This is a genomic window from Bacteroides sp. HF-162 (assembly GCF_015679285.1).
In the GTDB taxonomy this organism is placed as follows: Bacteria; Bacteroidota; Bacteroidia; order Bacteroidales; family Bacteroidaceae; genus Bacteroides; species Bacteroides uniformis.
Genome location: NZ_CP064937.1, coordinates 1463896 through 1486375 on the forward strand (window position 1 = coordinate 1463896; position 22480 = coordinate 1486375).

Annotated in this window: 38 protein-coding genes; 37 read left to right on the top strand and 1 reads right to left on the bottom strand. The window is 42.3% G+C overall.

Translation table 11 applies throughout. The features are described 5' to 3' along the window. The first annotated feature begins 2 nt into the window (after nucleotides 1–2). The 36 genes from ITJ87_RS05620 to ITJ87_RS05795 all read left to right on the top strand — a co-directional run bounded on the left by ITJ87_RS05620 (nucleotide 3) and on the right by ITJ87_RS05795 (nucleotide 19763). Nucleotides 3–314 (top strand): DUF3467 domain-containing protein, encoded by a 312-nt coding sequence (locus ITJ87_RS05620; protein ID WP_117601003.1) that lies wholly within the window; start codon nucleotides 3–5, stop codon nucleotides 312–314. A gap of 117 nt (nucleotides 315–431) precedes the next feature. Next, nucleotides 432–833: a 30S ribosomal protein S12 gene (gene rpsL, locus ITJ87_RS05625; protein ID WP_005825712.1), complete on the top strand. Its 402-nt coding sequence runs from the start codon at nucleotides 432–434 to the stop codon at nucleotides 831–833. Between the two features lie 156 nt (nucleotides 834–989). Beyond that, complete coding sequence (rpsG, locus tag ITJ87_RS05630; RefSeq protein ID WP_005825710.1) at nucleotides 990–1466, top strand: 30S ribosomal protein S7; 477 nt, start codon at nucleotides 990–992, stop codon at nucleotides 1464–1466. A gap of 57 nt (nucleotides 1467–1523) precedes the next feature. After that, the gene (gene fusA, locus ITJ87_RS05635) at nucleotides 1524–3641 is read left to right on the top strand and encodes an elongation factor G (protein ID WP_117601004.1); all 2118 of its coding nucleotides are present in this window, start codon (nucleotides 1524–1526) and stop codon (nucleotides 3639–3641) included. A gap of 85 nt (nucleotides 3642–3726) precedes the next feature. Continuing rightward, nucleotides 3727–4032, top strand: coding sequence for a 30S ribosomal protein S10 (rpsJ, locus tag ITJ87_RS05640; RefSeq protein ID WP_004291244.1), 306 nt, complete (start codon nucleotides 3727–3729; stop codon nucleotides 4030–4032). Between the two features lie 19 nt (nucleotides 4033–4051). Further along, nucleotides 4052–4669, top strand: coding sequence for a 50S ribosomal protein L3 (gene rplC / locus ITJ87_RS05645; RefSeq protein ID WP_117601005.1), 618 nt, complete (start codon nucleotides 4052–4054; stop codon nucleotides 4667–4669). Then, on the top strand, nucleotides 4669–5295 hold the full coding sequence (gene rplD, locus ITJ87_RS05650; protein ID WP_005825707.1) for a 50S ribosomal protein L4: 627 nt from the start codon (nucleotides 4669–4671) through the stop codon (nucleotides 5293–5295). The genes rplC and rplD overlap by 1 nt, the downstream gene beginning before the upstream one ends. Nucleotides 5296–5311: 16 nt before the next feature. After that, nucleotides 5312–5605, top strand: a complete 294-nt coding sequence (rplW, locus tag ITJ87_RS05655) for a 50S ribosomal protein L23 (protein WP_005825706.1) — start codon at nucleotides 5312–5314, stop codon at nucleotides 5603–5605. A gap of 5 nt (nucleotides 5606–5610) precedes the next feature. After that, a complete protein-coding gene (gene rplB, locus ITJ87_RS05660) occupies nucleotides 5611–6435 on the top strand; it encodes a 50S ribosomal protein L2 (RefSeq protein WP_117601006.1) in 825 nt (274 codons plus the stop codon). 20 nt (nucleotides 6436–6455) lie between these two features. After that, entirely contained in the window at nucleotides 6456–6725 is a 270-nt protein-coding gene (gene rpsS, locus ITJ87_RS05665; protein ID WP_002558070.1) for a 30S ribosomal protein S19, read from the top strand. Nucleotides 6726–6761: 36 nt separating this feature from the next. Next, nucleotides 6762–7172: a 50S ribosomal protein L22 gene (rplV, locus tag ITJ87_RS05670; protein ID WP_004291236.1), complete on the top strand. Its 411-nt coding sequence runs from the start codon at nucleotides 6762–6764 to the stop codon at nucleotides 7170–7172. A 5-nt stretch (nucleotides 7173–7177) separates the two neighbouring features. Continuing rightward, the gene (rpsC, locus tag ITJ87_RS05675) at nucleotides 7178–7909 is read left to right on the top strand and encodes a 30S ribosomal protein S3 (RefSeq protein WP_004291235.1); all 732 of its coding nucleotides are present in this window, start codon (nucleotides 7178–7180) and stop codon (nucleotides 7907–7909) included. A gap of 21 nt (nucleotides 7910–7930) precedes the next feature. Further along, the gene (gene rplP, locus ITJ87_RS05680; protein WP_004291234.1) at nucleotides 7931–8365 is read left to right on the top strand and encodes a 50S ribosomal protein L16; all 435 of its coding nucleotides are present in this window, start codon (nucleotides 7931–7933) and stop codon (nucleotides 8363–8365) included. Nucleotides 8366–8370: 5 nt separating this feature from the next. Continuing rightward, nucleotides 8371–8568, top strand: a complete 198-nt coding sequence (gene rpmC, locus ITJ87_RS05685) for a 50S ribosomal protein L29 (protein ID WP_117601007.1) — start codon at nucleotides 8371–8373, stop codon at nucleotides 8566–8568. After that, the gene (rpsQ, locus tag ITJ87_RS05690; RefSeq protein WP_005825701.1) at nucleotides 8565–8834 is read left to right on the top strand and encodes a 30S ribosomal protein S17; all 270 of its coding nucleotides are present in this window, start codon (nucleotides 8565–8567) and stop codon (nucleotides 8832–8834) included. The genes rpmC and rpsQ overlap by 4 nt, the downstream gene beginning before the upstream one ends. A 2-nt stretch (nucleotides 8835–8836) precedes the next feature. Continuing rightward, a complete protein-coding gene (gene rplN, locus ITJ87_RS05695; protein ID WP_005825700.1) occupies nucleotides 8837–9202 on the top strand; it encodes a 50S ribosomal protein L14 in 366 nt (121 codons plus the stop codon). A 20-nt stretch (nucleotides 9203–9222) separates the two neighbouring features. After that, a complete protein-coding gene (rplX, locus tag ITJ87_RS05700; RefSeq protein WP_117601008.1) occupies nucleotides 9223–9543 on the top strand; it encodes a 50S ribosomal protein L24 in 321 nt (106 codons plus the stop codon). Next, nucleotides 9543–10100 carry a 50S ribosomal protein L5 gene (rplE, locus tag ITJ87_RS05705; RefSeq protein WP_117601009.1) on the top strand — a complete coding sequence of 186 codons (558 nt, stop codon included), beginning with the start codon at nucleotides 9543–9545 and terminating at the stop codon, nucleotides 10098–10100. The genes rplX and rplE overlap by 1 nt, the downstream gene beginning before the upstream one ends. A 4-nt stretch (nucleotides 10101–10104) precedes the next feature. Further along, complete coding sequence (rpsN, locus tag ITJ87_RS05710; protein WP_005825697.1) at nucleotides 10105–10404, top strand: 30S ribosomal protein S14; 300 nt, start codon at nucleotides 10105–10107, stop codon at nucleotides 10402–10404. A gap of 55 nt (nucleotides 10405–10459) precedes the next feature. Continuing rightward, entirely contained in the window at nucleotides 10460–10855 is a 396-nt protein-coding gene (gene rpsH / locus ITJ87_RS05715; RefSeq protein ID WP_004291226.1) for a 30S ribosomal protein S8, read from the top strand. 15 nt (nucleotides 10856–10870) lie between these two features. After that, nucleotides 10871–11440, top strand: coding sequence for a 50S ribosomal protein L6 (gene rplF, locus ITJ87_RS05720; protein ID WP_005825696.1), 570 nt, complete (start codon nucleotides 10871–10873; stop codon nucleotides 11438–11440). A 20-nt stretch (nucleotides 11441–11460) separates the two neighbouring features. Beyond that, the gene (gene rplR / locus ITJ87_RS05725; protein ID WP_005656518.1) at nucleotides 11461–11805 is read left to right on the top strand and encodes a 50S ribosomal protein L18; all 345 of its coding nucleotides are present in this window, start codon (nucleotides 11461–11463) and stop codon (nucleotides 11803–11805) included. A gap of 5 nt (nucleotides 11806–11810) precedes the next feature. Continuing rightward, complete coding sequence (gene rpsE / locus ITJ87_RS05730) at nucleotides 11811–12329, top strand: 30S ribosomal protein S5 (RefSeq protein ID WP_005825693.1); 519 nt, start codon at nucleotides 11811–11813, stop codon at nucleotides 12327–12329. A gap of 11 nt (nucleotides 12330–12340) precedes the next feature. Then, nucleotides 12341–12517, top strand: coding sequence for a 50S ribosomal protein L30 (rpmD, locus tag ITJ87_RS05735; protein WP_004291222.1), 177 nt, complete (start codon nucleotides 12341–12343; stop codon nucleotides 12515–12517). A gap of 30 nt (nucleotides 12518–12547) precedes the next feature. Then, nucleotides 12548–12994: a 50S ribosomal protein L15 gene (rplO, locus tag ITJ87_RS05740; protein ID WP_005825692.1), complete on the top strand. Its 447-nt coding sequence runs from the start codon at nucleotides 12548–12550 to the stop codon at nucleotides 12992–12994. Between the two features lie 4 nt (nucleotides 12995–12998). Then, the gene (gene secY / locus ITJ87_RS05745) at nucleotides 12999–14342 is read left to right on the top strand and encodes a preprotein translocase subunit SecY (RefSeq protein ID WP_005825690.1); all 1344 of its coding nucleotides are present in this window, start codon (nucleotides 12999–13001) and stop codon (nucleotides 14340–14342) included. A gap of 13 nt (nucleotides 14343–14355) precedes the next feature. Next, on the top strand, nucleotides 14356–15156 hold the full coding sequence (map, locus tag ITJ87_RS05750; protein ID WP_117601010.1) for a type I methionyl aminopeptidase: 801 nt from the start codon (nucleotides 14356–14358) through the stop codon (nucleotides 15154–15156). Between the two features lie 9 nt (nucleotides 15157–15165). Continuing rightward, complete coding sequence (infA, locus tag ITJ87_RS05755; RefSeq protein WP_002558052.1) at nucleotides 15166–15384, top strand: translation initiation factor IF-1; 219 nt, start codon at nucleotides 15166–15168, stop codon at nucleotides 15382–15384. Between the two features lie 9 nt (nucleotides 15385–15393). Next, nucleotides 15394–15510, top strand: a complete 117-nt coding sequence (gene ykgO, locus ITJ87_RS05760) for a type B 50S ribosomal protein L36 (RefSeq protein WP_002558051.1) — start codon at nucleotides 15394–15396, stop codon at nucleotides 15508–15510. Nucleotides 15511–15544: 34 nt separating this feature from the next. Next, nucleotides 15545–15925: a 30S ribosomal protein S13 gene (rpsM, locus tag ITJ87_RS05765; RefSeq protein ID WP_005941839.1), complete on the top strand. Its 381-nt coding sequence runs from the start codon at nucleotides 15545–15547 to the stop codon at nucleotides 15923–15925. 11 nt (nucleotides 15926–15936) lie between these two features. Further along, complete coding sequence (gene rpsK / locus ITJ87_RS05770) at nucleotides 15937–16326, top strand: 30S ribosomal protein S11 (protein ID WP_002558049.1); 390 nt, start codon at nucleotides 15937–15939, stop codon at nucleotides 16324–16326. 117 nt (nucleotides 16327–16443) lie between these two features. Further along, on the top strand, nucleotides 16444–17049 hold the full coding sequence (gene rpsD, locus ITJ87_RS05775; RefSeq protein WP_005825685.1) for a 30S ribosomal protein S4: 606 nt from the start codon (nucleotides 16444–16446) through the stop codon (nucleotides 17047–17049). An 11-nt stretch (nucleotides 17050–17060) separates the two neighbouring features. Further along, the gene (locus ITJ87_RS05780; protein WP_117601011.1) at nucleotides 17061–18053 is read left to right on the top strand and encodes a DNA-directed RNA polymerase subunit alpha; all 993 of its coding nucleotides are present in this window, start codon (nucleotides 17061–17063) and stop codon (nucleotides 18051–18053) included. Nucleotides 18054–18056: 3 nt separating this feature from the next. Then, nucleotides 18057–18560: a 50S ribosomal protein L17 gene (gene rplQ / locus ITJ87_RS05785; protein ID WP_117601012.1), complete on the top strand. Its 504-nt coding sequence runs from the start codon at nucleotides 18057–18059 to the stop codon at nucleotides 18558–18560. A 140-nt stretch (nucleotides 18561–18700) separates the two neighbouring features. Further along, nucleotides 18701–19114 (top strand): hypothetical protein, encoded by a 414-nt coding sequence (locus ITJ87_RS05790; RefSeq protein ID WP_117601013.1) that lies wholly within the window; start codon nucleotides 18701–18703, stop codon nucleotides 19112–19114. Nucleotides 19115–19223: 109 nt separating this feature from the next. Continuing rightward, nucleotides 19224–19763, top strand: a complete 540-nt coding sequence (locus tag ITJ87_RS05795) for a hypothetical protein (protein WP_005833536.1) — start codon at nucleotides 19224–19226, stop codon at nucleotides 19761–19763. Between the two features lie 40 nt (nucleotides 19764–19803). On the opposite strand, the gene ITJ87_RS05800 is transcribed toward ITJ87_RS05795, so the two are convergent. Beyond that, nucleotides 19804–21702, bottom strand: a complete 1899-nt coding sequence (locus ITJ87_RS05800) for a MutS family DNA mismatch repair protein (RefSeq protein WP_117966533.1) — start codon at nucleotides 21700–21702, stop codon at nucleotides 19804–19806. A gap of 126 nt (nucleotides 21703–21828) precedes the next feature. Between ITJ87_RS05800 and ITJ87_RS05805 the strand changes: the two genes are divergently transcribed. Continuing rightward, the gene (locus tag ITJ87_RS05805; protein ID WP_034529315.1) at nucleotides 21829–22473 is read left to right on the top strand and encodes a DUF6563 family protein; all 645 of its coding nucleotides are present in this window, start codon (nucleotides 21829–21831) and stop codon (nucleotides 22471–22473) included. The last annotated feature ends 7 nt before the right edge of the window (nucleotides 22474–22480 follow it).

Below are 22480 nucleotides of genomic sequence, written 5' to 3' on the forward strand. Positions count from 1 at the left end.
ACATGGAAAATCAAGAAAACAACAACGGTCAACTTCAGATAGAATTGAAGGAAGAAGTGGCGCAAGGTACATATGCCAATTTGGCTATTATAACTCATTCCAGTTCGGAATTTATTCTCGACTTTATTCGCGTGATGCCTGGAATGCCAAAGGCTGGTGTGCAATCGCGCATAGTTTTGGCACCCGAACATGCCAAGCGTTTGCTGCGTGCACTCGAAGAGAATATTGGGAAATACGAACGCTCTTTCGGACCGATTCACATGCCGGACGAACAAACATTTCCGCCTCTTCCCAACATCAAGGGTGAAGCGTAAAATTAAAAAAAAACTTGTAGTGCATTGATTATTCAAAACTTATTAGTATCTTTGCAGCCCAAAAGTGTATAGTTCTGAATTAATATAAACAATAATATATAACTAAAAACAATTAAAATGCCTACAATTCAGCAATTAGTAAGAAAAGGACGCGAAGTGCTGGTGGAGAAATCAAAGTCTCCAGCCTTGGACTCTTGTCCTCAAAGACGTGGCGTTTGCGTGAGAGTGTATACAACCACTCCGAAAAAACCGAATTCAGCTATGCGTAAAGTAGCTCGTGTACGTTTGACCAATGGTAAAGAGGTGAACTCTTATATTCCGGGAGAAGGTCACAATTTGCAAGAACACTCTATTGTATTGGTACGTGGTGGTCGTGTAAAAGACCTTCCGGGTGTGCGTTATCATATCGTACGTGGTACTTTGGATACAGCAGGTGTTGCAGGTCGTACACAAAGACGTTCCAAATACGGCGCAAAACGTCCGAAACCGGGTCAAGCAGCTCCTGCTAAGAAGAAATAATCTGGTGGCCTGATACCCAAAAACAGAAAAATTAAAAGTAATAACTTACGTTTTAGTTTGTTGGAAATGCTAAAGGTTGAGTAAATTCTCCGGAGGGAGAGTTGAAGAAGACAGAAGTAAACAACCAAGAACGAAAAACATTATTCTTTCAGACAAATGAGAAAAGCAAAACCGAAAAAACGCGTTATCCTTCCGGATCCCGTGTTCAATGATGTAAAAGTTTCCAAGTTCGTGAATCATTTGATGTACGATGGAAAGAAGAATACTTCTTATGAAATCTTCTATGCTGCGTTGGAAACAGTGAAGAATAAAATGCAGAACGAAGAGAAATCCGCTCTTGAAATTTGGAAAAAAGCTCTGGATAATGTGACTCCTCAGGTGGAAGTGAAGTCTCGCCGTGTGGGTGGTGCTACTTTCCAGGTTCCTACAGAAATCCGTGCTGACCGTAAGGAGTCAATTTCAATGAAGAACTTGATTATCTTTGCACGTAAGCGTGGTGGCAAGTCAATGGCTGACAAGTTAGCCGCTGAAATCATGGATGCTTTCAACGAACAGGGTGGTGCTTACAAACGTAAAGAAGACATGCACAGAATGGCAGAAGCTAACCGTGCGTTTGCTCATTTCAGATTCTAATACAATAAGAGACTAACCAATTAGAAGATTAAAAACTTAAAGTAAGGGAATTAGAAAATGGCAAAGCATGATTTACATTTGACACGTAATATCGGTATCATGGCCCACATCGATGCCGGAAAGACAACGACCTCTGAACGTATTTTGTTTTACACGGGTTTAACCCACAAAATCGGTGAGGTGCACGATGGTGCCGCTACAATGGACTGGATGGAGCAAGAACAGGAACGTGGTATTACTATCACTTCTGCTGCTACTACCACTCGTTGGAAATATGCCGGTGATACTTATAAAATTAACTTGATTGACACTCCGGGACACGTTGACTTTACCGCTGAGGTAGAGCGTTCTTTGCGTATTCTTGATGGCGCTGTTGCTGCTTACTGTGCAGTAGGTGGTGTTGAACCGCAATCTGAGACAGTTTGGCGCCAAGCTGACAAATATAACGTACCGCGTATCGCTTACGTTAATAAGATGGACCGTTCGGGCGCTGACTTTTTTGAAGTAGTTCGCCAAATGAAGGATGTTTTGGGAGCTAATCCGTGTCCTATCGTCGTTCCTATCGGTGCTGAGGAATCTTTCAAAGGCCTGGTAGACCTTATCAAAATGAAAGCTATCTATTGGCATGATGAAACAATGGGCGCTGACTATACAGTAGAGGAAATCCCTGCAAATCTGGTAGACGAAGCTAACGAATGGAGAGATAAGATGCTCGAAAAAGTGGCTGAGTTTGATGATGCTTTGATGGAGAAATATTTCGATGATCCTTCTACCATTACAGAAGAAGAGGTTTTGAGAGCTCTCCGTAACGCAACAGTGCAAATGGCTGTCGTTCCGATGCTTTGCGGTTCTTCATTCAAGAACAAAGGTGTACAGACATTGCTTGATTACGTTTGTGCATTCTTGCCTTCTCCGCTGGATACAGAGAATGTTGTCGGTACAAATCCCGAAACTGGTGCTGAAGAAGATCGTAAACCGAGCGAAGACGAAAAGACTTCTGCTTTGGCATTTAAGATTGCAACTGACCCGTATGTAGGTCGTTTGACTTTCTTCCGCGTTTATTCCGGTAAGATAGAGGCTGGTTCTTATATCTATAACTCTCGTTCTGGTAAGAAAGAACGCGTATCCCGTTTGTTCCAGATGCACTCAAACAAGCAGAATCCGGTAGAAGTTATCGGTGCTGGTGATATTGGTGCTGGCGTAGGTTTCAAGGATATACATACTGGTGATACATTGTGTGACGAAACTGCACCGATTGTATTGGAATCTATGGACTTCCCGGAACCGGTAATTGGTATCGCTGTTGAGCCTAAGACTCAGAAAGATATGGATAAGCTGTCAAATGGTTTGGCTAAGTTGGCTGAAGAAGACCCGACGTTCACAGTTAAGACTGACGAACAGACTGGTCAGACAGTTATCTCTGGTATGGGTGAGCTCCACTTGGATATTATTATCGACCGTCTGAAACGTGAGTTCAAGGTTGAATGTAACCAAGGTAAGCCTCAGGTTAACTACAAGGAGGCTATCACTAAGACAGTTAATTTGCGTGAAGTTTACAAGAAGCAGTCTGGTGGTCGTGGTAAATTCGCTGATATTATCGTGAATATCGGCCCGGTTGATGAAGACTTCAAGGAAGGTGGATTGCAATTCGTTGACGAAGTGAAGGGTGGTAACATCCCTAAGGAATTTATTCCGTCTGTACAGAAGGGCTTCACTACTGCTATGAAGAACGGTGTGTTGGCTGGTTATCCGCTGGATTCACTGAAAGTAACTTTGATTGACGGTTCTTTCCACCCGGTTGACTCTGACCAGTTGTCTTTCGAAATCTGTGCTATCCAGGCATATAAGAACGCTTGTGCTAAGGCGGGTCCGGTATTGATGGAGCCTATCATGAAGCTGGAAGTTGTTACTCCGGAAGAAAACATGGGTGATGTTATCGGTGACTTGAACAAGCGTCGTGGCCAGGTGGAAGGTATGGAATCTAGCCGTTCCGGTGCACGTATCGTGAAGGCAATGGTTCCGCTGGCAGAAATGTTTGGTTACGTAACAGCATTGCGTACCATCACTTCTGGTCGTGCAACCTCTTCAATGGTATATTCTCACCATGCCCAGGTTTCCAACTCTATTGCCAAGGCAGTATTGGAGGAAGTGAAAGGCCGTGCTGACTTAATCTAAAAAACTTGAAGTCCCGTAGGCTAGCGAATGACTCTTAGCCTGCGGAACTTCATCTTATATAACTATTTAATAACTAAAAACAGTAATGAGTCAAAAAATTAGAATCAAACTGAAATCTTACGACCACAACTTGGTTGACAAGTCAGCTGAGAAAATTGTAAGAACGGTGAAGACAACGGGCGCTATCGTTAGCGGTCCGATTCCTCTTCCTACGCACAAACGTATCTTTACCGTGAACCGTTCGACTTTCGTTAACAAGAAGTCGCGTGAACAATTCGAACTCTCTTCTTACAAGAGACTGATTGACATCTATAGCTCAACAGCTAAGACAGTAGACGCTCTGATGAAGTTGGAGTTGCCGAGTGGTGTGGAAGTAGAAATTAAAGTGTAAGTATTAAAAATTAAGTGAAATGCCAGGATTATTAGGAAAAAAAATCGGAATGACATCCGTTTTCAGTGCCGAGGGTAAGAATGTACCATGCACTGTTATCGAAGCAGGTCCTTGTGTTGTTACTCAAGTGAAAACTGTAGAAAAGGACGGTTATGAAGCTGTTCAGCTGGGCTTCCAAGATAAGAAGGAGAAGCACACTACAAAGCCTTTGATGGGGCACTTTAAAAAAGCTGGAGTAACTCCCAAGAAACACTTGGCTGAGTTCAAAGAATTTGAAACAGAGTTGAATCTGGGTGACACTGTTACTGTAGAACTGTTCAATGACACAACTTTTGTTGACGTTGTAGGTACCTCTAAGGGTAAGGGGTTTCAGGGCGTGGTAAAGCGCCACGGTTTCGGTGGTGTAGGCCAGACTACTCACGGTCAGCACAACCGCGCTCGTAAGCCGGGTTCTATTGGTGCTTGTTCTTACCCCGCAAAAGTATTCAAGGGAATGCGCATGGGTGGACAGCTTGGTGGCGACAGAGTAACTGTTCAAAACCTGCAGGTATTAAAGGTAATCGCGGAGCATAATCTTCTTTTGATTAAGGGGTCTGTTCCTGGTTGCAAAGGTTCAATCGTAATAATTGAGAAATAATGGAAGTTAACGTATATAACATTAAAGGTGAAGACACTGGGAGAAAGATTACGTTAAACGAGTCTATCTTCGGAATTGAGCCCAACGACCACGCTATCTACTTGGATGTTAAACAGTTTATGGCTAACCAGCGTCAGGGTACACACAAGTCAAAGGAAAGAAGCGAAATCAGTGGTTCTACTCGTAAAATCGGTCGCCAGAAAGGTGGCGGTGGTGCACGTCGTGGTGACATGAACTCACCGGTACTTGTTGGTGGTGGACGCGTATTCGGTCCGAAACCGAGAGATTACTACTTCAAATTAAACAAGAAAGTAAAGGCTCTGGCTCGTAAGTCAGCTTTGTCATACAAGGCTCAGAACAACGCGGTTGTAGTGGTAGAAGACTTCTCTTTTGAAGCTCCGAAGACTAAAGATTTCGTTGCAATGACAAAAAATCTTAAAGTTTCTGACAAAAAGCTGCTTGTGATTTTACCAGAAGCAAATAAAAACGTATATTTGTCGGCTCGTAATGTAAAGGGTGCTAATGTGCAGACTATCTCAGGGTTAAATACTTATAGAGTATTGGACGCTGGGGTTGTTGTGTTTGCTGAAAGTGCACTTTCTGCTATCGACAATATCTTAATGTAAAAAGGAGGCTTAAATAATGGGAATTATTATTAAACCGTTAGTGACAGAGAAGATGACTGCAATTACTGATAAAACGAACAATCGTTTCGGCTTTATCGTGCGTCCTGAAGCTAATAAACTGGAAATTAAGAAGGAAGTTGAAGCCCTTTACAACGTTACAGTAGTTGATGTGAATACGATGAAGTATGCCGGCAAAAATAAGAGCCGCTATACTCGTGCCGGTATCATCAACGGACGTACGAATGCGTTCAAGAAAGCTATCGTTACGTTGAAAGAAGGAGATACTATTGATTTTTATAGCAATATTTAATAAAAATGGCAGTACGTAAATTTAAGCCCACAACACCGGGGCAAAGACATAAAATTATTGGTACTTACGAAGAGATTACTGCACGGGTACCAGAAAAGTCTCTTGTATTTGGTAAGAAATCTTCAGGTGGTCGTAACAATGAAGGTAAGATGACTATGCGCTACATCGGTGGCGGTAGTAAGAAGATTATTCGTATCGTAGATTTCAAGAGAAATAAAGACGGTGTGCCTGCAGTGGTTAAAACAATTGAATATGATCCGAATCGTTCGGCTCGTATTGCTTTGTTGTTTTATGCAGATGGAGAAAAAAGATATATTATTGCTCCCAACGGATTGCAAGTTGGTATGACTTTGATGTCAGGTGAGGCTGCTGCTCCGGAAATCGGAAACGCACTTCCACTTCAGAATATTCCGGTCGGTACTGTAATTCACAACATCGAATTACGTCCGGGACAAGGCGCTGCCTTGGTTCGCTCGGCCGGTAACTTCGCTCAGTTGACTTCCAGAGAAGGTAAGTACTGCGTTATCAAGTTGCCTTCAGGGGAGGTTCGTCAGATCCTCAGTACTTGTAAGGCTACTATCGGTAGTGTAGGTAACTCAGATCATGGATTGGAAAGTTCGGGTAAAGCTGGACGTTCTCGCTGGTTAGGACGTCGTCCGCGTAACCGTGGTGTTGTTATGAACCCGGTTGATCACCCGATGGGTGGTGGTGAAGGACGTGCTTCAGGAGGACACCCGAGATCTCGTAAGGGATTGTATGCTAAGGGTCTTAAGACAAGAGCTCCGAAGAAACAATCGTCTAAGTATATTATTGAGAGAAGAAAGAAGTAATCTGATTAATTGAGTAAATTATGAGTCGTTCATTAAAAAAAGGTCCGTATATTAACGTTAAGCTTGAGAAGAAAGTGCTTGCCATGAATGAATCGGGCAAGAAAGTGGTAGTTAAGACCTGGGCCAGAGCTTCAATGATTTCGCCTGATTTCGTAGGCCATACTGTTGCAGTTCACAACGGAAATAAATTTATTCCTGTTTATGTTACCGAAAATATGGTAGGACACAAGTTGGGAGAATTTGCTCCAACTCGTACTTTCAGAGGACACGCTGGTAACAAGAAAAAATAAAACAGGATTTATCTGAAATAATAAAGTAATAATATAATGGGAGCAAGAAAAAAAATATCGGCTGAAAAAAGAAAAGAAGCCCTTAAGACCATGTATTTTGCGAAATTGCAAAATGTTCCTACTTCCCCCCGTAAAATGCGTCTCGTGGCTGACATGATTCGTGGGATGGAGGTGAACAGAGCACTCGGCGTTTTGAAGTTCTCTTCAAAAGAGGCTGCCGCAAGAGTGGAAAAGTTGCTGCGCTCTGCAATTGCTAACTGGGAGCAGAAAAACGAACGTAAAGCTGAAAGTGGCGAGCTGTTCGTAACCAAGATTTTTGTTGATGGTGGTGCCACACTCAAAAGAATGAGACCGGCTCCGCAGGGTAGAGGTTACAGAATTCGTAAACGTTCAAACCACGTAACGTTGTTCGTTGGTTCTAAAAGTAATAACGAAGATCAAAATTAAGGTAAATGGGACAAAAAGTTAATCCAATAAGCAACCGTTTAGGAATTATCAGAGGATGGGATTCCAATTGGTATGGTGGAAAGAATTACGGCGACTCTCTGCTGGAAGATAGCAAGATTCGTAAATATTTGAACGCTCGTCTGGCAAAGGCTAGTGTGTCAAGAATTGTAATTGAACGTACACTGAAACTCGTGACTATTACCGTTTGTACTGCACGTCCGGGTATCATTATCGGTAAAGGTGGCCAAGAAGTTGACAAGTTGAAGGAGGAGTTGAAGAAGGTTACGGATAAGGATATTCAGATTAATATCTTCGAAGTTAAAAGACCTGAGTTGGATGCTGTTATCGTGGCTAACAACATTGCCCGTCAGGTTGAAGGCAAAATTGCCTACCGTCGTGCCATTAAGATGGCCATTGCCAATACAATGCGTATGGGTGCGGAAGGTATCAAGATTCAGATTTCAGGACGTTTGAATGGTGCAGAAATGGCTCGTTCTGAAATGTATAAGGAAGGAAGAACTCCGTTGCACACTTTCAGAGCAGATATCGACTATTGTCATGCAGAAGCATTGACTAAGGTTGGTCTTCTCGGTATTAAAGTTTGGATTTGTAGAGGTGAAGTTTATGGTAAGAAGGAGTTGGCTCCGAACTTTACGCAAAGCAAGGAAAGTGGTCGTGGAAGCAATAGCGGAAACAATGGCGGAAAGAACTTCAAAAGAAAGAAAAATAATCGCTAACGAATTTGATTTTTAGGAATTATGTTACAACCGAAAAAAACAAAATTCAGAAGACAACAAAAAGGCCGTCAAAAGGGTAATGCCCAAAGAGGAAACCAGTTGGCTTTCGGATCTTTTGGTATTAAGGCCTTGGAAACGAAATGGATTACAGGCCGTCAGATTGAAGCTGCGCGTATTGCAGTGACAAGATATATGCAACGTCAAGGACAGATTTGGATTCGTATTTTCCCCGACAAGCCTATTACCAGAAAGCCAGCTGATGTGCGTATGGGTAAAGGTAAGGGTGCACCGGAGGGATTCGTTGCCCCAGTTACACCGGGTAGAATTATTATCGAAGCCGAAGGAGTATCTTATGAAATCGCTAAAGAGGCTTTGCGCTTAGCTGCACAGAAGCTTCCTATCACAACCAAGTTTGTGGTTAGACGTGATTATGATATTCAAAATCAAAATGCGTAAGGAGTATGAAAATAGCAGAAATTAAAGAGATGCCTACCAACGACTTGGTAGAAAGAGTTGAAGCAGAAGTAGCTAATTACAACCAAATGATTTTAAATCATTCTATTTCTCCTTTGGATAATCCTGCTCAGATCAAACAATTACGCAGGACTATTGCGCGTATGAAGACTGAATTACGCCAAAGAGAACTTAACAATAAATGATGAGCTTGATGGAAGCAAGAAATTTAAGAAAAGAAAGAACTGGGGTTGTGCTGAGCAACAAGATGGATAAGACCATTACAGTAGCAGCTAAGTTTAAGGAGAAACACCCCATATATGGTAAGTTCGTTAGCAAGACGAAGAAGTACCATGCTCATGATGAAAAGAATGAGTGCAATATCGGCGATACTGTACACATCATGGAAACTCGTCCTTTGAGCAAGACTAAGAGATGGAGATTGGTAGAAATAATTGAAAGAGCTAAGTAATTATGATACAAGTAGAATCCAGACTTACAGTATGTGATAATAGTGGGGCAAAAGAGGCTCTCTGTATCCGTGTTTTGGGTGGTACAGGTCGTCGCTATGCTTCAGTAGGGGACGTGATTGTCGTTTCTGTTAAGAGCGTTATCCCTTCAAGTGATATTAAAAAAGGTGCAGTGTCTAAAGCTTTGATCGTACGTACTAAGAAAGAAATCCGTCGTGCTGATGGCTCTTACATACGTTTTGATGATAATGCTTGCGTGTTGTTGAACAATGCAGGTGAAATTAGAGGTAGTCGTATTTTCGGTCCGGTAGCTCGTGAACTTCGTGCTACTAACATGAAAGTTGTGTCACTCGCTCCTGAAGTACTTTAATATTGTAAAAGATTTGAGTAATGAGTAAATTACATATTAAAAAAGGCGATACAGTTTATGTAAACTCCGGTGAAGACAAGGGTAAGACTGGTCGTGTATTGAAGGTTCTTGTTGATAAAAACCGCGCAATCGTTGAAGGTATCAACATGGTGTCTAAGAGCACAAAACCGAATGCTAAAAACCCACAAGGTGGCATTGTGAAGCAGGAAGCTTCTGTCCACTTGTCAAACTTGAACCCCGTTGATCCAAAGACTGGTAAAGCAACGCGTGTTGGTAGAAAAGTAAGTGCTGAAGGCACTTTAGTGCGTTATTCTAAAAAATCAGGAGAGGAGATTAAGTAATGAGTAATACTGCTAGCCTTAAGAAAGAATATGCAGACCGTATTGCGCCTGCATTGAAATCACAGTTCCAGTATTCTTCTTCTATGCAGATACCCGTACTTAAGAAGATTGTTATCAATCAAGGTTTGGGTATGGCTGTTGCTGACAAGAAGATTATTGAAGTGGCAATTAATGAAATGACTGCTATCACTGGTCAGAAAGCCGTGGCAACCATTTCTCGTAAGGATATTGCAAACTTTAAGTTGCGTAAGAAAATGCCGATTGGTGTTATGGTAACTCTGCGTCGTGAGAGAATGTACGAATTCCTTGAAAAGTTGGTTCGTGTAGCTCTGCCTCGTATTCGCGACTTCAAGGGTATTGAAAGTAAGTTCGATGGTAAGGGTAACTATACCCTTGGTATTCAGGAACAAATCATTTTCCCTGAAATTAATATCGATAGTATTACTAGAATTCTCGGAATGAATATTACCTTTGTAACCTCTGCGCAAACAGATGAAGAAGGGTATGCCTTGTTGAAGGAATTCGGTTTACCGTTTAAAAACGCTAAAAAAGATTGATAATATGGCAAAGGAATCAATGAAGGCACGTGAAGTAAAGCGTGCTAAATTAGTAGCCAGATATGCCGAGAAGAGAGCTGCGTTGAAGCAAATCGTTAGAACTGGTGATCCTGCTGAAGCTTTTGAAGCTGCACAGAAATTGCAGGACCTGCCTAAGAATTCTAATCCGATTCGTATGCACAACCGTTGCAAGCTGACTGGTCGTCCTAAAGGATATATCCGTCAGTTTGGTATCTCCAGAATCCAGTTCCGTGAGATGGCTTCTAACGGTCTTATTCCCGGTGTAAAGAAAGCAAGCTGGTAATTTTGTTTTTTAAATATTGTCAGGGTAGGCCTGATTAATTTAATTTATTTTTTATATGACTGATCCAATAGCAGATTATTTGACGAGGTTGCGGAACGCTATTCAAGCGAAGCACAGAGTTGTGGAAGTTCCGGCTTCAAATTTGAAAAAAGAAATCACTAAGATTCTTTTTGAAAAGGGCTACATTCTTAATTATAAGTTTGTAGAAGATGGTCCTCAAGGTACAATTAAAGTTGCCTTGAAGTATGATCCGGTAAACAAGGTTAACGCTATCAAGAAGCTGGAGAGAATCTCTTCTCCGGGTTTGCGTCAATATACCGGTTATAAAGACATGCCGCGTGTTATTAATGGTTTGGGTATTGCTATAATATCTACTTCCAAGGGTGTAATGACCAACAAAGAAGCCGCTGAACTAAAGATTGGTGGTGAAGTTTTGTGTTATGTATATTAATAGGAGGAATTAGCAATGTCAAGAATAGGAAAATTACCCATTAGTATTCCCGCTGGAGTAACAGTTACTCTGAAAGATGACGTGGTTACCGTTAAGGGACCCAAAGGCGAAATGAGCCAATATGTAAATCCTGCTATCAATGTTACCATCGAAGACGGTCATGTTGTTTTGGCTGAGAATGAAAATGCAATGCTGGATAATCCTAAGCAAAAGCATGCATTCCATGGATTATACCGTTCATTGGTACACAACATGGTTGTTGGTGTATCAGAAGGATATAAGAAAGAATTGGAACTTGTCGGTGTAGGTTACCGTGCCTCTAACCAGGGAAATATCATTGAACTGGCTTTAGGTTATACTCACAGTATCTTTATACAGTTGCCTCCTGAAGTTAAAGTTGAGACTAAGTCTGAAAGAAACAAGAATCCTTTGATTATATTGGAATCTTGCGACAAGCAGTTACTTGGTCAAGTTTGCTCTAAAATACGTTCTTTCCGTAAGCCTGAACCGTATAAGGGTAAGGGTATTAAGTTTGTTGGCGAAGAAATTCGTAGAAAGTCTGGTAAATCAGCTGGTGCTAAATAATCATTTAAATTGATATTATTATGACAACAAAAATAGAAAGACGAATTAAGATCAAATATAGAGTACGCAACAAAATTTCAGGTACTACTGAATGCCCGCGTATGAGTGTATTTAGAAGTAACAAGCAAATCTATGTTCAGATTATCGACGACTTGTCCGGTAAGACATTGGCTGCCGCTTCTTCTTTGGGTATGACTGAAAAAATGCCTAAGAAGGAACAAGCTGCTAAAGTAGGTGAACTGATTGCGAAAAAAGCTCAGGAAGCAGGTATTACTACTGTTGTTTTCGACCGTAATGGTTACTTGTATCATGGGAGAGTAAAAGAGGTGGCTGATGCTGCCCGTAACGGTGGACTTAAATTTTAATCATTATGGCAGGACTTAATAATAGAGTTAAGATTACAAACGATATAGAGCTGAAAGACAGATTGGTTGCTATTAATCGTGTAACCAAAGTAACCAAAGGTGGTAGAACTTTTAGTTTCTCTGCTATTGTGGTAGTAGGAAACGAAGAAGGCATCATCGGTTGGGGCCTTGGTAAAGCTGGTGAAGTAACCGCTGCTATTGCCAAAGGTGTTGAATCTGCAAAGAAAAACCTGACAAGAGTGCCTGTACTGAAAGGTACAGTTCCTCACGAACAGTCTGCAAAGTTCGGTGGCGCTGAAGTATTTATTAAACCGGCTTCTCACGGTACCGGTGTTGTTGCTGGCGGTGCAATGCGTGCCGTATTGGAAAGTGTTGGTGTAACAGACGTTTTGGCTAAGTCAAAAGGTTCTTCCAACCCGCACAACTTGGTAAAGGCTACTATCTTGGCATTGAGTGAAATGCGCGATGCTCGTATGGTTGCCCAGAACAGAGGAGTTAGTATGGAAAAAGTATTTAGAGGATAAGGAGGAAGAATATGTCGACTATAAAGATTAAACAAGTTAAAAGTAGAATTGGTGCTCCTGCTGATCAGAAGAGAACTCTCGATGCACTGGGGCTTCATAAGTTGAATCGTGTGGTTGAACACGAATGTACTCCTTCAATTCTTGGAATGGTGGATAAGGTTAAACACTTGGTTACCATTGTTAAGTAATTATTTGTTGAATATAAAACGAATTACAATATGAACTTAAGTAATTTAAAACCTGCAGAGGGATCTACTAAAACAAGAAAGAGAATTGGACGTGGTCCGGGTTCTGGCTTGGGAGGTACTTCTACTAGAGGTCATAAAGGAGCTAAATCAAGATCTGGATACTCTAAGAAAATCGGTTTTGAAGGTGGTCAGATGCCTCTTCAACGTCGTGTTCCTAAGTTTGGCTTTAAAAATATCAATCGTGTAGAGTATAAGGCTATCAACTTGGATACAATTCAGAAATTGGCTGAAGCAAAGAACTTGCAGACTGTAGGTATCAGTGACTTCATTGCTGCTGGTTTCATTTCTGCAAGCCAGTTGGTAAAAGTATTAGGTAACGGAACTTTGACTGCTAAGTTGGATGTACAGGCACATGCATTTTCTAAGACTGCTGTTGCTGCCATCGAAGCTGCTGGTGGACAAGTAGTAAAACTCTAATTCAATGAGAAAAGCTATTGAAACATTAAAGAATATATGGAAAATTGAGGATCTGAGACAACGGATCCTCATTACCATATTGTTTGTGGCAATCTACCGTTTTGGTTCGTATGTCGTTTTGCCGGGGATCAATCCGTCAATGCTGACACAATTGCATCAACAGACAAGCGAAGGTCTTTTAGCCTTGTTAAACATGTTTTCCGGAGGAGCATTTTCCAATGCTTCTATTTTTGCATTGGGTATCATGCCGTACATCTCTGCCTCCATTGTGATTCAGCTGCTGGGTATTGCGGTTCCGTATTTCCAAAAATTGCAGCGCGAAGGTGAGAGTGGTAGAAGAAAAATGAATCAATATACTCGTTATCTGACGATTCTTATTCTTTTGGTTCAGGCTCCTTCTTATTTGCTCAATCTTAAGATGCAGGCTGGTCCTTCTTTAAATGCTTCATTAGATTGGACTCTGTTTATGTTTACTTCTACCATTATTTTAGCGGCTGGAAGTATGTTTATTTTGTGGCTTGGTGAGAGAATTACGGATAAGGGTATCGGTAATGGTATTTCGCTGATTATCATGATTGGTATCATCGCCCGTCTGCCGCAGTCCTTATTCCAGGAATTGATTTCCCGTATGACGGACAAGACTGGTGGTCTGGTAATGTTCCTGATTGAGCTTGTTGTGTTGCTGGTTGTTATTGCATTCGCTATTCTTTTGGTTCAGGGAACTAGAAAGATTCCTGTTCAATATGCGAAGAAGATTGTGGGTAACAAGCAATATGGCGGTGCTAGACAGTATATTCCTTTGAAGGTGAATGCTGCTAATGTGATGCCTATCATTTTTGCTCAGGCTATCATGTTTATTCCTATCACTCTTGTTGGGTTCTCGAATGTGAATGATGCAAGCGGTTTCGTACGTGCATTGACTGATCATACAAGCTTTTGGTATAATTTGATTTTTGCAGTGTTGATTATATTGTTTACGTATTTCTATACTGCAATTACTATTAATCCGACTCAGATGGCTGAAGATATGAAGAGAAACAATGGTTTTATTCCGGGTATCAAGCCAGGAAAGCAAACTGCCGAGTATATTGACGTGATTATGTCACGTATTACTTTGCCTGGTTCTTTCTTCTTGGCCTTGGTTGCCATTATGCCTGCGTTTGCCGGCATATTCGGTGTGAAAGCTGAGTTTGCTCAATTCTTTGGCGGTACATCTTTGTTAATCCTTGTGGGTGTGGTGCTTGATACTCTCCAGCAGGTAGAAAGTCATTTGTTAATGAGACACTATGACGGTTTGCTGAAATCCGGACGTATTAAAGGCCGCAGTGGTAATGTAGCTGCATATTAATCTTTTTTGAAGAATGATATTTCTTAAAACAGAAGATGAAATAGAGCTGCTCCGCAGAAGTAATTTGCTTGTTGGAAAGACGTTGGCTGAGATAGCTAAGGTTATAAGGCCCGGAGTGACAACAAAAGAACTGGATAGGGTAGCGGAAGAGTTCATCAGAGACAATGGTGCTGTTCCAACCTTTAAAGGTTTTCCTAATCAATATGGTGATCCGTTTCCAGCTTCTATTTGCACATCTGTAAATGACCAAGTGGTACATGGTATTCCGGGAGATAATGTGGTATTGAAAGACGGTGATATCGTGTCTGTTGATTGTGGTACTTACATGAATGGCTTTTGTGGCGACTCAGCTTATACGTTTTGTGTAGGTGAAGTTGACGAAGAGGTCCGCAAATTACTGAAGGTTACTAAAGAAGCATTGTACATAGGGATACAGAATGCCGTTCACGGCAAGCGGTTGGGTGATATCGGCTATGCGATACAGCAGCACTGCGAATCTAATTCTTATGGTGTGGTGCGTGAGTTTGTGGGTCACGGAATAGGCAAGGAAATGCATGAAGATCCTCAGGTCCCCAATTACGGAAAACGTGGTTATGGGACAATGCTGAAGAAAGGCTTGTGCATTGCCATTGAACCGATGATAACTTTAGGTAACCGACAAATACTCATGGAGCGTGATGGCTGGACGGTGAGGACAAAAGACCGCAAGTGTGCAGCTCATTTTGAACATACGATAGCAGTCGGTGCTGGTGAAGCTGATATATTGTCATCATTCGAGTTCATTGAAGAAGTATTAGGAGATAAAGCAATTTAAGAAATTAATATGGCAAAGCAATCTGCAATAGAACAAGATGGAGTTATAGTTGAAGCATTGTCTAATGCAATGTTTCGTGTTGAATTAGAAAACGGACATGAGATTACTGCACATATTTCCGGTAAGATGCGGATGCATTACATCAAAATCCTGCCAGGGGATAAAGTAAGAGTCGAAATGTCTCCTTACGATTTATCGAAAGGAAGAATTGTATTTAGATATAAATAAAATTAAGATATGAAAGTAAGAGCATCCTTAAAGAAACGTACGCCAGAGTGTAAGATCGTTAGACGTAATGGCCGTTTGTATGTTATTAACAAGAAAAATCCTAAGTATAAACAACGTCAAGGATAATATTATTATTTTTGCAAAAAAAATAATTTAGTATATGGCTATAAGAATAGTTGGTGTCGATTTGCCTCAAAACAAGAGAGGTGAAATTGCGTTGACCTATGTATATGGTATAGGTCGTAGTAGTTCAGCAAAAATTTTGGATAAAGCAGGTGTTGACAGAGACCTGAAAGTAAAAGACTGGACGGATGATCAGGCTGCCAAGATTCGTGAGATCATTGGTGCAGAGTATAAGGTTGAAGGTGATCTTCGTTCTGAAGTTCAATTGAACATTAAGCGTTTAATGGATATCGGTTGCTATCGTGGTGTTCGTCATCGTATTGGTCTTCCAGTAAGAGGTCAGAGCACAAAGAACAATGCCCGTACTCGTAAGGGTAGAAAGAAAACCGTTGCTAATAAGAAAAAAGCTACTAAATAATAATTGTTGATATGGCAAAAAAAACAGTTGCAGCAAAAAAGAGAAATGTGAAGGTTGATGCTAATGGACAGTTGCATGTTCATTCATCTTTTAACAACATTATTGTTTCTCTGGCAAACAGCGAAGGTCAGATCATTTCTTGGTCTTCTGCCGGAAAGATGGGTTTTAGAGGTTCAAAGAAGAACACTCCCTACGCAGCACAGATGGCTGCTCAAGATTGTGCTAAGATAGCATACGATCTTGGCTTGAGAAAGGTAAAAGCATATGTGAAGGGCCCGGGTAACGGACGTGAGTCTGCTATTAGAACTATCCACGGTGCAGGTATCGAGGTTACTGAAATCATTGACGTAACTCCGCTTCCGCACAATGGTTGTCGTCCTCCGAAAAGACGTAGAGTTTAAAATTTACCTTTAATAGAAGTGAGACTTGATTTTGTTATTGGATTGTAAACTTTCTCTCTGCAATCGCGGCTGCAACAAACCCAAGTTCATGAATAAACAATTAAATATTTAAAAGAAATGGCTAGATATACTGGACCAAAATCAAGAATAGCCCGTAAATTCGGTGAAGGTATCTTTGGAGCAGATAAAGTATTGTCAAAGAAAAACTATCCTCCCGGACAGCACGGTAATTCCAGAAAGAGAAAGACTTCTGAATACGGTGTTCAACTTCGTGAGAAACAGAAGGCTAAATATACTTATGGCGTTTTGGAAAAACAATTCCGCAACTTGTTTGAGAAGGCTGAGACTGCTAAAGGTATTACTGGTGAAATCCTTCTCCAATTGTTGGAAGGTCGCCTTGACAATATCGTATTCCGTTTGGGTATTGCTCCTACTCGCGCAGCTGCTCGTCAGTTGGTGAGCCACAAGCACATTACTGTAGACGGTGAGGTTGTGAATATTCCTTCTTATGCAGTAAAACCGGGTCAGGTGATCGGTGTTCGTGAAAGATCCAAATCATTGGAAGTTATCGCTAACTCACTGGCTGGTTTTAACCATAGCAAATATCCTTGGTTGGAATGGGATGATAACTCTAAGGTTGGCAAATTGCTGCATGTACCTGAAAGAGCAGACATTCCTGAAAACATTAAAGAGCATTTGATCGTAGAATTGTATTCTAAATAATAATTAATTTCATGGCGATATTAGCATTTCAAAAACCTGATAAAGTATTAATGTTGGAAGCGGACTCTAGATTCGGAAAATTCGAATTTCGTCCGTTGGAGCCCGGTTTCGGTATTACCGTGGGTAATGCACTGCGCCGCATCCTGCTTTCTTCATTGGAAGGTTTTGCTATCACTACTATCAAGATAGACGGTGTTGAGCATGAATTTTCCAGTGTTCCGGGGGCAAAAGAGGATGTTACTAACATTATCTTGAATCTGAAACAAGTGAGATTCAAGCAAGTAGTTGAAGAATTCGAGAGTGAGAAAGTAAGTATTACGGTCGAGAATTCAAGTGAATTTAAAGCAGGTGACATAGGTAAGTATTTGACTGGATTTGAAGTGTTAAATCCTGAATTAGTTATTTGTCATTTAGATTCAAAGTCAACTATGCAGATAGATATTACGATCAACAAAGGTCGTGGTTATGTTCCTGCTGACGAAAACCGCGAATATTGCACCGATGTGAACGTAATTCCTATCGATTCTATTTATACTCCGATACGTAATGTGAAGTATCAGGTAGAGAACTTCCGTGTAGAGCAGAAGACCGACTACGAGAAACTGGTACTTGAGATTACTACCGACGGTTCCATTCATCCGAAAGAAGCCCTGAAAGAAGCAGCAAAGATTCTGATTTATCACTTCATGCTTTTCTCTGACGAGAAGATTACGCTGGAAACAAATGATGCTGACGGCAATGAAGAGTTTGATGAAGAAGTATTGCACATGCGTCAGTTGCTGAAGACCAAGCTCGTTGATATGGATCTCTCTGTACGTGCCCTCAACTGTCTGAAGGCTGCAGATGTAGAGACTCTTGGTGACTTGGTACAATTCAACAAGACGGATTTGCTGAAATTCAGAAACTTCGGAAAGAAATCGCTTACCGAGCTTGATGATTTGCTGGAAAGTCTGAATCTGTCGTTTGGAACTGATATTTCTAAATATAAATTAGATAAAGAATAAAAAATGAGACATAATAAGAAATTCAACCATTTGGGTCGTACTGCCTCTCATAGAAACGCTATGTTGGCTAATATGGCGTGTTCTTTGATTAAGCACAAAAGAATCACTACGACCGTTGCAAAGGCTAAAGCTCTGAAGAAGTTTGTTGAGCCTTTGATTACAAAGGCTAAAGACGATACGACTAATTCCCGTCGTGTTGTATTTAGCAATTTGCAAGACAAGTATGCTGTAACTGAACTGTTTAAAGAAATCTCTGTGAAGATTGCTGATCGTCCGGGTGGTTACACTCGTATTATCAAGACTGGTAACCGTTTGGGTGACAACGCAGAAATGTGCTTCATTGAACTCGTTGACTACAACGAAAATATGGCTAAGGAAAAGGTTGCCAAGAAGGCTACTCGTACCCGCCGTTCAAAGAAAGCCGCTGCTACTGAAGCTGCTCCTGCTGCAGAAACATCTGCACCGGTTGCCGAAGCTCCTGCTGCTGAGGAAGCTAAAGCTGAATAATTCAACTATTCTTTTTATATATAGAAGCCGTTCCAATTTGTTTGGAACGGCTTTTTTTTCCTATAAATCATCCAAGAAACATTAAAAGATGTGTGCACAAAACAAATTCCTGGTAGAAACTGTTATATTTGCACATAGATATGGCTAAATTCTTAAGATTCATAGGATTCATGGTGCTTGCATTGGCTTTATGGCAGACTGCAAGCGATGCATTTGCAAATAAAGCGGCAAGTGGGGGGAATGTTGTGAGTGAGAATACTATTGCCGTACATGAGCAGACTGATGCCTATATTGCGATGCCTCAATTACCTTATCTGCCGGATGCAGAGCTGGCGGGCATGGGTGGACAATTACATTCGCTGACGTACTCCCGTATACAGCGTATTTCTACCACGGAATATATATTTTCTTTAAAGGACTGGATTGACAAACTGGCCCAGCGAGCGGCTGTTTTGTCTCTGCATCGTGAGAAACTCTATGATGCCACTGCCTATTATCGTTGCCAGCCGGTGTGCGAATATTACATTTTCACACTAAGGCGTATTCTCATTTAGTGTTTTATTGAATCTTCCTTTTTCCCTTGTGTATGGTCAGACTATGTGTTTTTGCAGGGGAATACTGTATTTTCTATTTCTAATAAATTCATTAAAACATATTATAATTATGGCAACTCAAACTATTGACGCAACTCTTTTTGCGTCTTCACATCCCGATATTGTAAAGCGTACCAGTGTTTCAGGACTTATCTTTTCAGTAGCTATGCTGCTGGTCGGTGTTTTTATTTTTGCATCCATTTTTGAGATGAGTGATAAATCTTCCACTCTCAGCATGGCTTTGATGGTGCTGGGTACGGCATTCGTCTTGCTTGGCGTGTTCCGTCTGTTTTGGAAATCGAAGGAAGTGGTCTATTTGCCGACGGGCAGTGTGACCAAGGAACGCAGTGTTTTCTTCGATTTGAAATATTTGGGCAAACTTACAGATATGATTGAGAATGAACAGCTGAATGGCGAGACTGAAATAAAAAGTAGCGGCAGTGGAAATGTGCGCATGGATGTCATGATTTCTCAGGACAATAAATTTGCGGCTGTACAGTTGTATCAGTTTGTGCCTTACACGTATACTCCGGTAACTTCCGTACGCTACTATACGGGTAGCGATGCGGTTGCAGTGTCTACTTTCCTGGAGAAATGTAAAACAGCATAATAAGTCAAAGCGTTAGACTTGACTTTAACTGTGGTGGGGATTAGTCGGCAACGGCAATCCCCATTTTTTTCATCAGGAAGCAGGCGTTCATATTCTGGGCGATGCCTGGGCACAAGCGGTAGGAGAATGTCAGTTCATTGTCCGTAATGTCTGCTTCGAAGCGATAGTTGCGGATGTCATCGGGGAAGAGGTCGATGAGTGTTCCCAGCAGTAGGTCGTGGGTGGCAATGATGCCATTGGCCTGCAAAGTCATGAATTGCTTGATAAGGGCAAAGGAGCCTTTCTGCTTGTCCATGGAGTTGGTACCTTTCAGAATTTCGTCGAGGATGATGAACAGTTCCTCACCTGCCTGCAGCTTGTCTATGATGAGTTTCAGACGTTTGAGTTCGGCAAAGAAGTAGGACTCGTTGTCGTTCAGTGAATCCGAGGTACGCAGGCTAGTGATGAGCCGGGCCGGGCATATTTCCATTTGGCGGGCACAGACGGGGGCGCCGATGCAGGCAAGGAGGTAATTGATGCCCACCGTACGCAGATAGGTGCTTTTCCCTGCCATGTTGGCGCCGGTGATGATGATGAAAAACGGTCGTTTCACCATGTCGATGTCATTGCGGACACAGCGGTCACGGTTCATCAGCGGATGGCCTAGGGCTTCGGCACGGAGACGGAAGGAGGAAGGGGCATTGATGGGTGCTTCCGTTTCAGAATTGCTTTCTTCTTCTTTATTTAGGTTTCCTTTCCCCTTTCTTTCCGCTTGAACTATCTTTGGGTAAATATAGTCCGGATGATTATAGGCAAATGTTGCCAGTGAGTTGAGCGCATCCATTTGTCCGATGGCATCGAGCCACCCGGGCAGTTCAGCGGCATATTGCTCTTTCCAGGCTTCAATGCGCATGATTTGACGCAGTTCCCAGAAGAAGAGGCCGTTCAGAATGACGTACATAAAGACATTGTTGCGTTGGTCGAGTTCATCCATGAGCTTGTTCAGCCTGCTGATGGAGTGGGAGGCTTTCCGTTTTTCTCCGTCAATCTGTTGTCTTATCTCTTTGAGCAGGGTGGCTTGTGCAGGCTGCTTTTCCATGAGGTGGAGCAGGGCGGCGTAGGTGGAGAGAATTTGCAGTTTTTTGCCATAGATGGCCTGCATCTTGGTGACTTTGCCAGTGAAGCCGAAGCCGGCGATGACGAAGCAGGTCCAGATGATGCCGTAGATACTTGCGGACAGAATTCCTGCCATGACGAGTGCGAGGCAGATGAGGTTGGCTCCCGTCACCAGTACCGGCAGGAGGCGCAGTAATTTCCGGCTCCGGAAGATGCTCGGACTTTCCGCCCATTGGCACAGTTCTGTTTCATCGGCGGCTTTTCCTTTGTACAGCAGGCCGAGGATACGGAAGCGCTGACGGAATTTCAGTTCCGGAGCCAGTTCACTGACGGCTTCTTGTCGGCGGATGATTTCTTCCTTTCTCTCGAGATGTTTCCCCAGCCAGTGGGCGAGGCGGTGTTTCCCGGGCTGTGTGCAGGTACGGTTGATGTACTGGAAAAGGGAATGCGGACCGAAAACATCCAAATCATAGGTGTAGAGATGGGTGGGGTCGATGTATGCTTCGCCGTCATCGAAAGAAGACGTATCGTAATCCAGAGCGGCGAGTTCCTGCTCGTTGATTTCCATCTTCTTTTCTAGATAGTCCTTGCGATGGAACAGCCGGTTGTGGTATTTCATTAAAAATAGGAACGGCAGTAGGGTGATGAGGGCAATGCAGGCCAGTATACCCCAGCTCTCGCTCCAGAAATAGATAATTCCTACTACTCCTGCCACAAATAGCAGCAGGCGCAGGCTGCCGATGCGGTAAATCTTCTGTTGTACTTTATTCAGTTCTTGTCTTGCCTCTTCTGCCGTGTTGCGGTAGACGGCGCTGATTTTATCTATCGTATTTATTTGCTCCATACATGTTAAGTTTAAGGCAAAGATATACATTTCCAATTGTTTTTTCCGCGATTTTTTGTCTACTTCCGATAAAAAATGTACCTTTCGCTCACTAAAACAAAGTTTCAGAAAAGAGGAGGTTGGGATATGAAGAAGAGTTGGTTGTCAGGCGTTCTGATGTTGCTGGCGGTTTTGCCGGTGGGGGCGCAACAGGTAATGTATTCCAATCTGAAAGAGTTGGTGGAGAACCGTGGCGATACGGTTACCACACTGAAGATTGAGAAGCGTACAAAGAACCAGATTTACCTCATGGGCGGTGCCGATTATCGTATTACGGTAGACGACAATCCCGGTCTTTGCCGTTATTTGAAGTCCCGTTGTTATGCTGTACGGGTAGATACCTCGCTTTATGTCAATTGCCGTAAGATGCGCTATAAGCGTTATCGCTTCGGGCAGTGGTATGCACCTGCCATGTGGCTCGGTGGAAAGGTTTACTTCTGTGCACAGCCTGTGGGACAAGCAGCCACCAGTACCATGACTCCCGATGATGCCACACGATTGGGCGGTGAAGTGGGAGACGCCATCAATGCTTCGGGACTGGTGCATGCCCGCGTCTATTACGAACTGAATCCCGAAACTGGAAAGTCCGAGTTCGTGGGACGTGAGCGAATGATGCAATTGCTTGCCGGATACCCGACACTGCACGCCGAATTCGAGAAAGAAACAAGCGAGTCGGCAGAGGTCATCGGCAAGTATCTGCGTGCACTCCGTCCATTAATCACTAACCATTAATCATTAA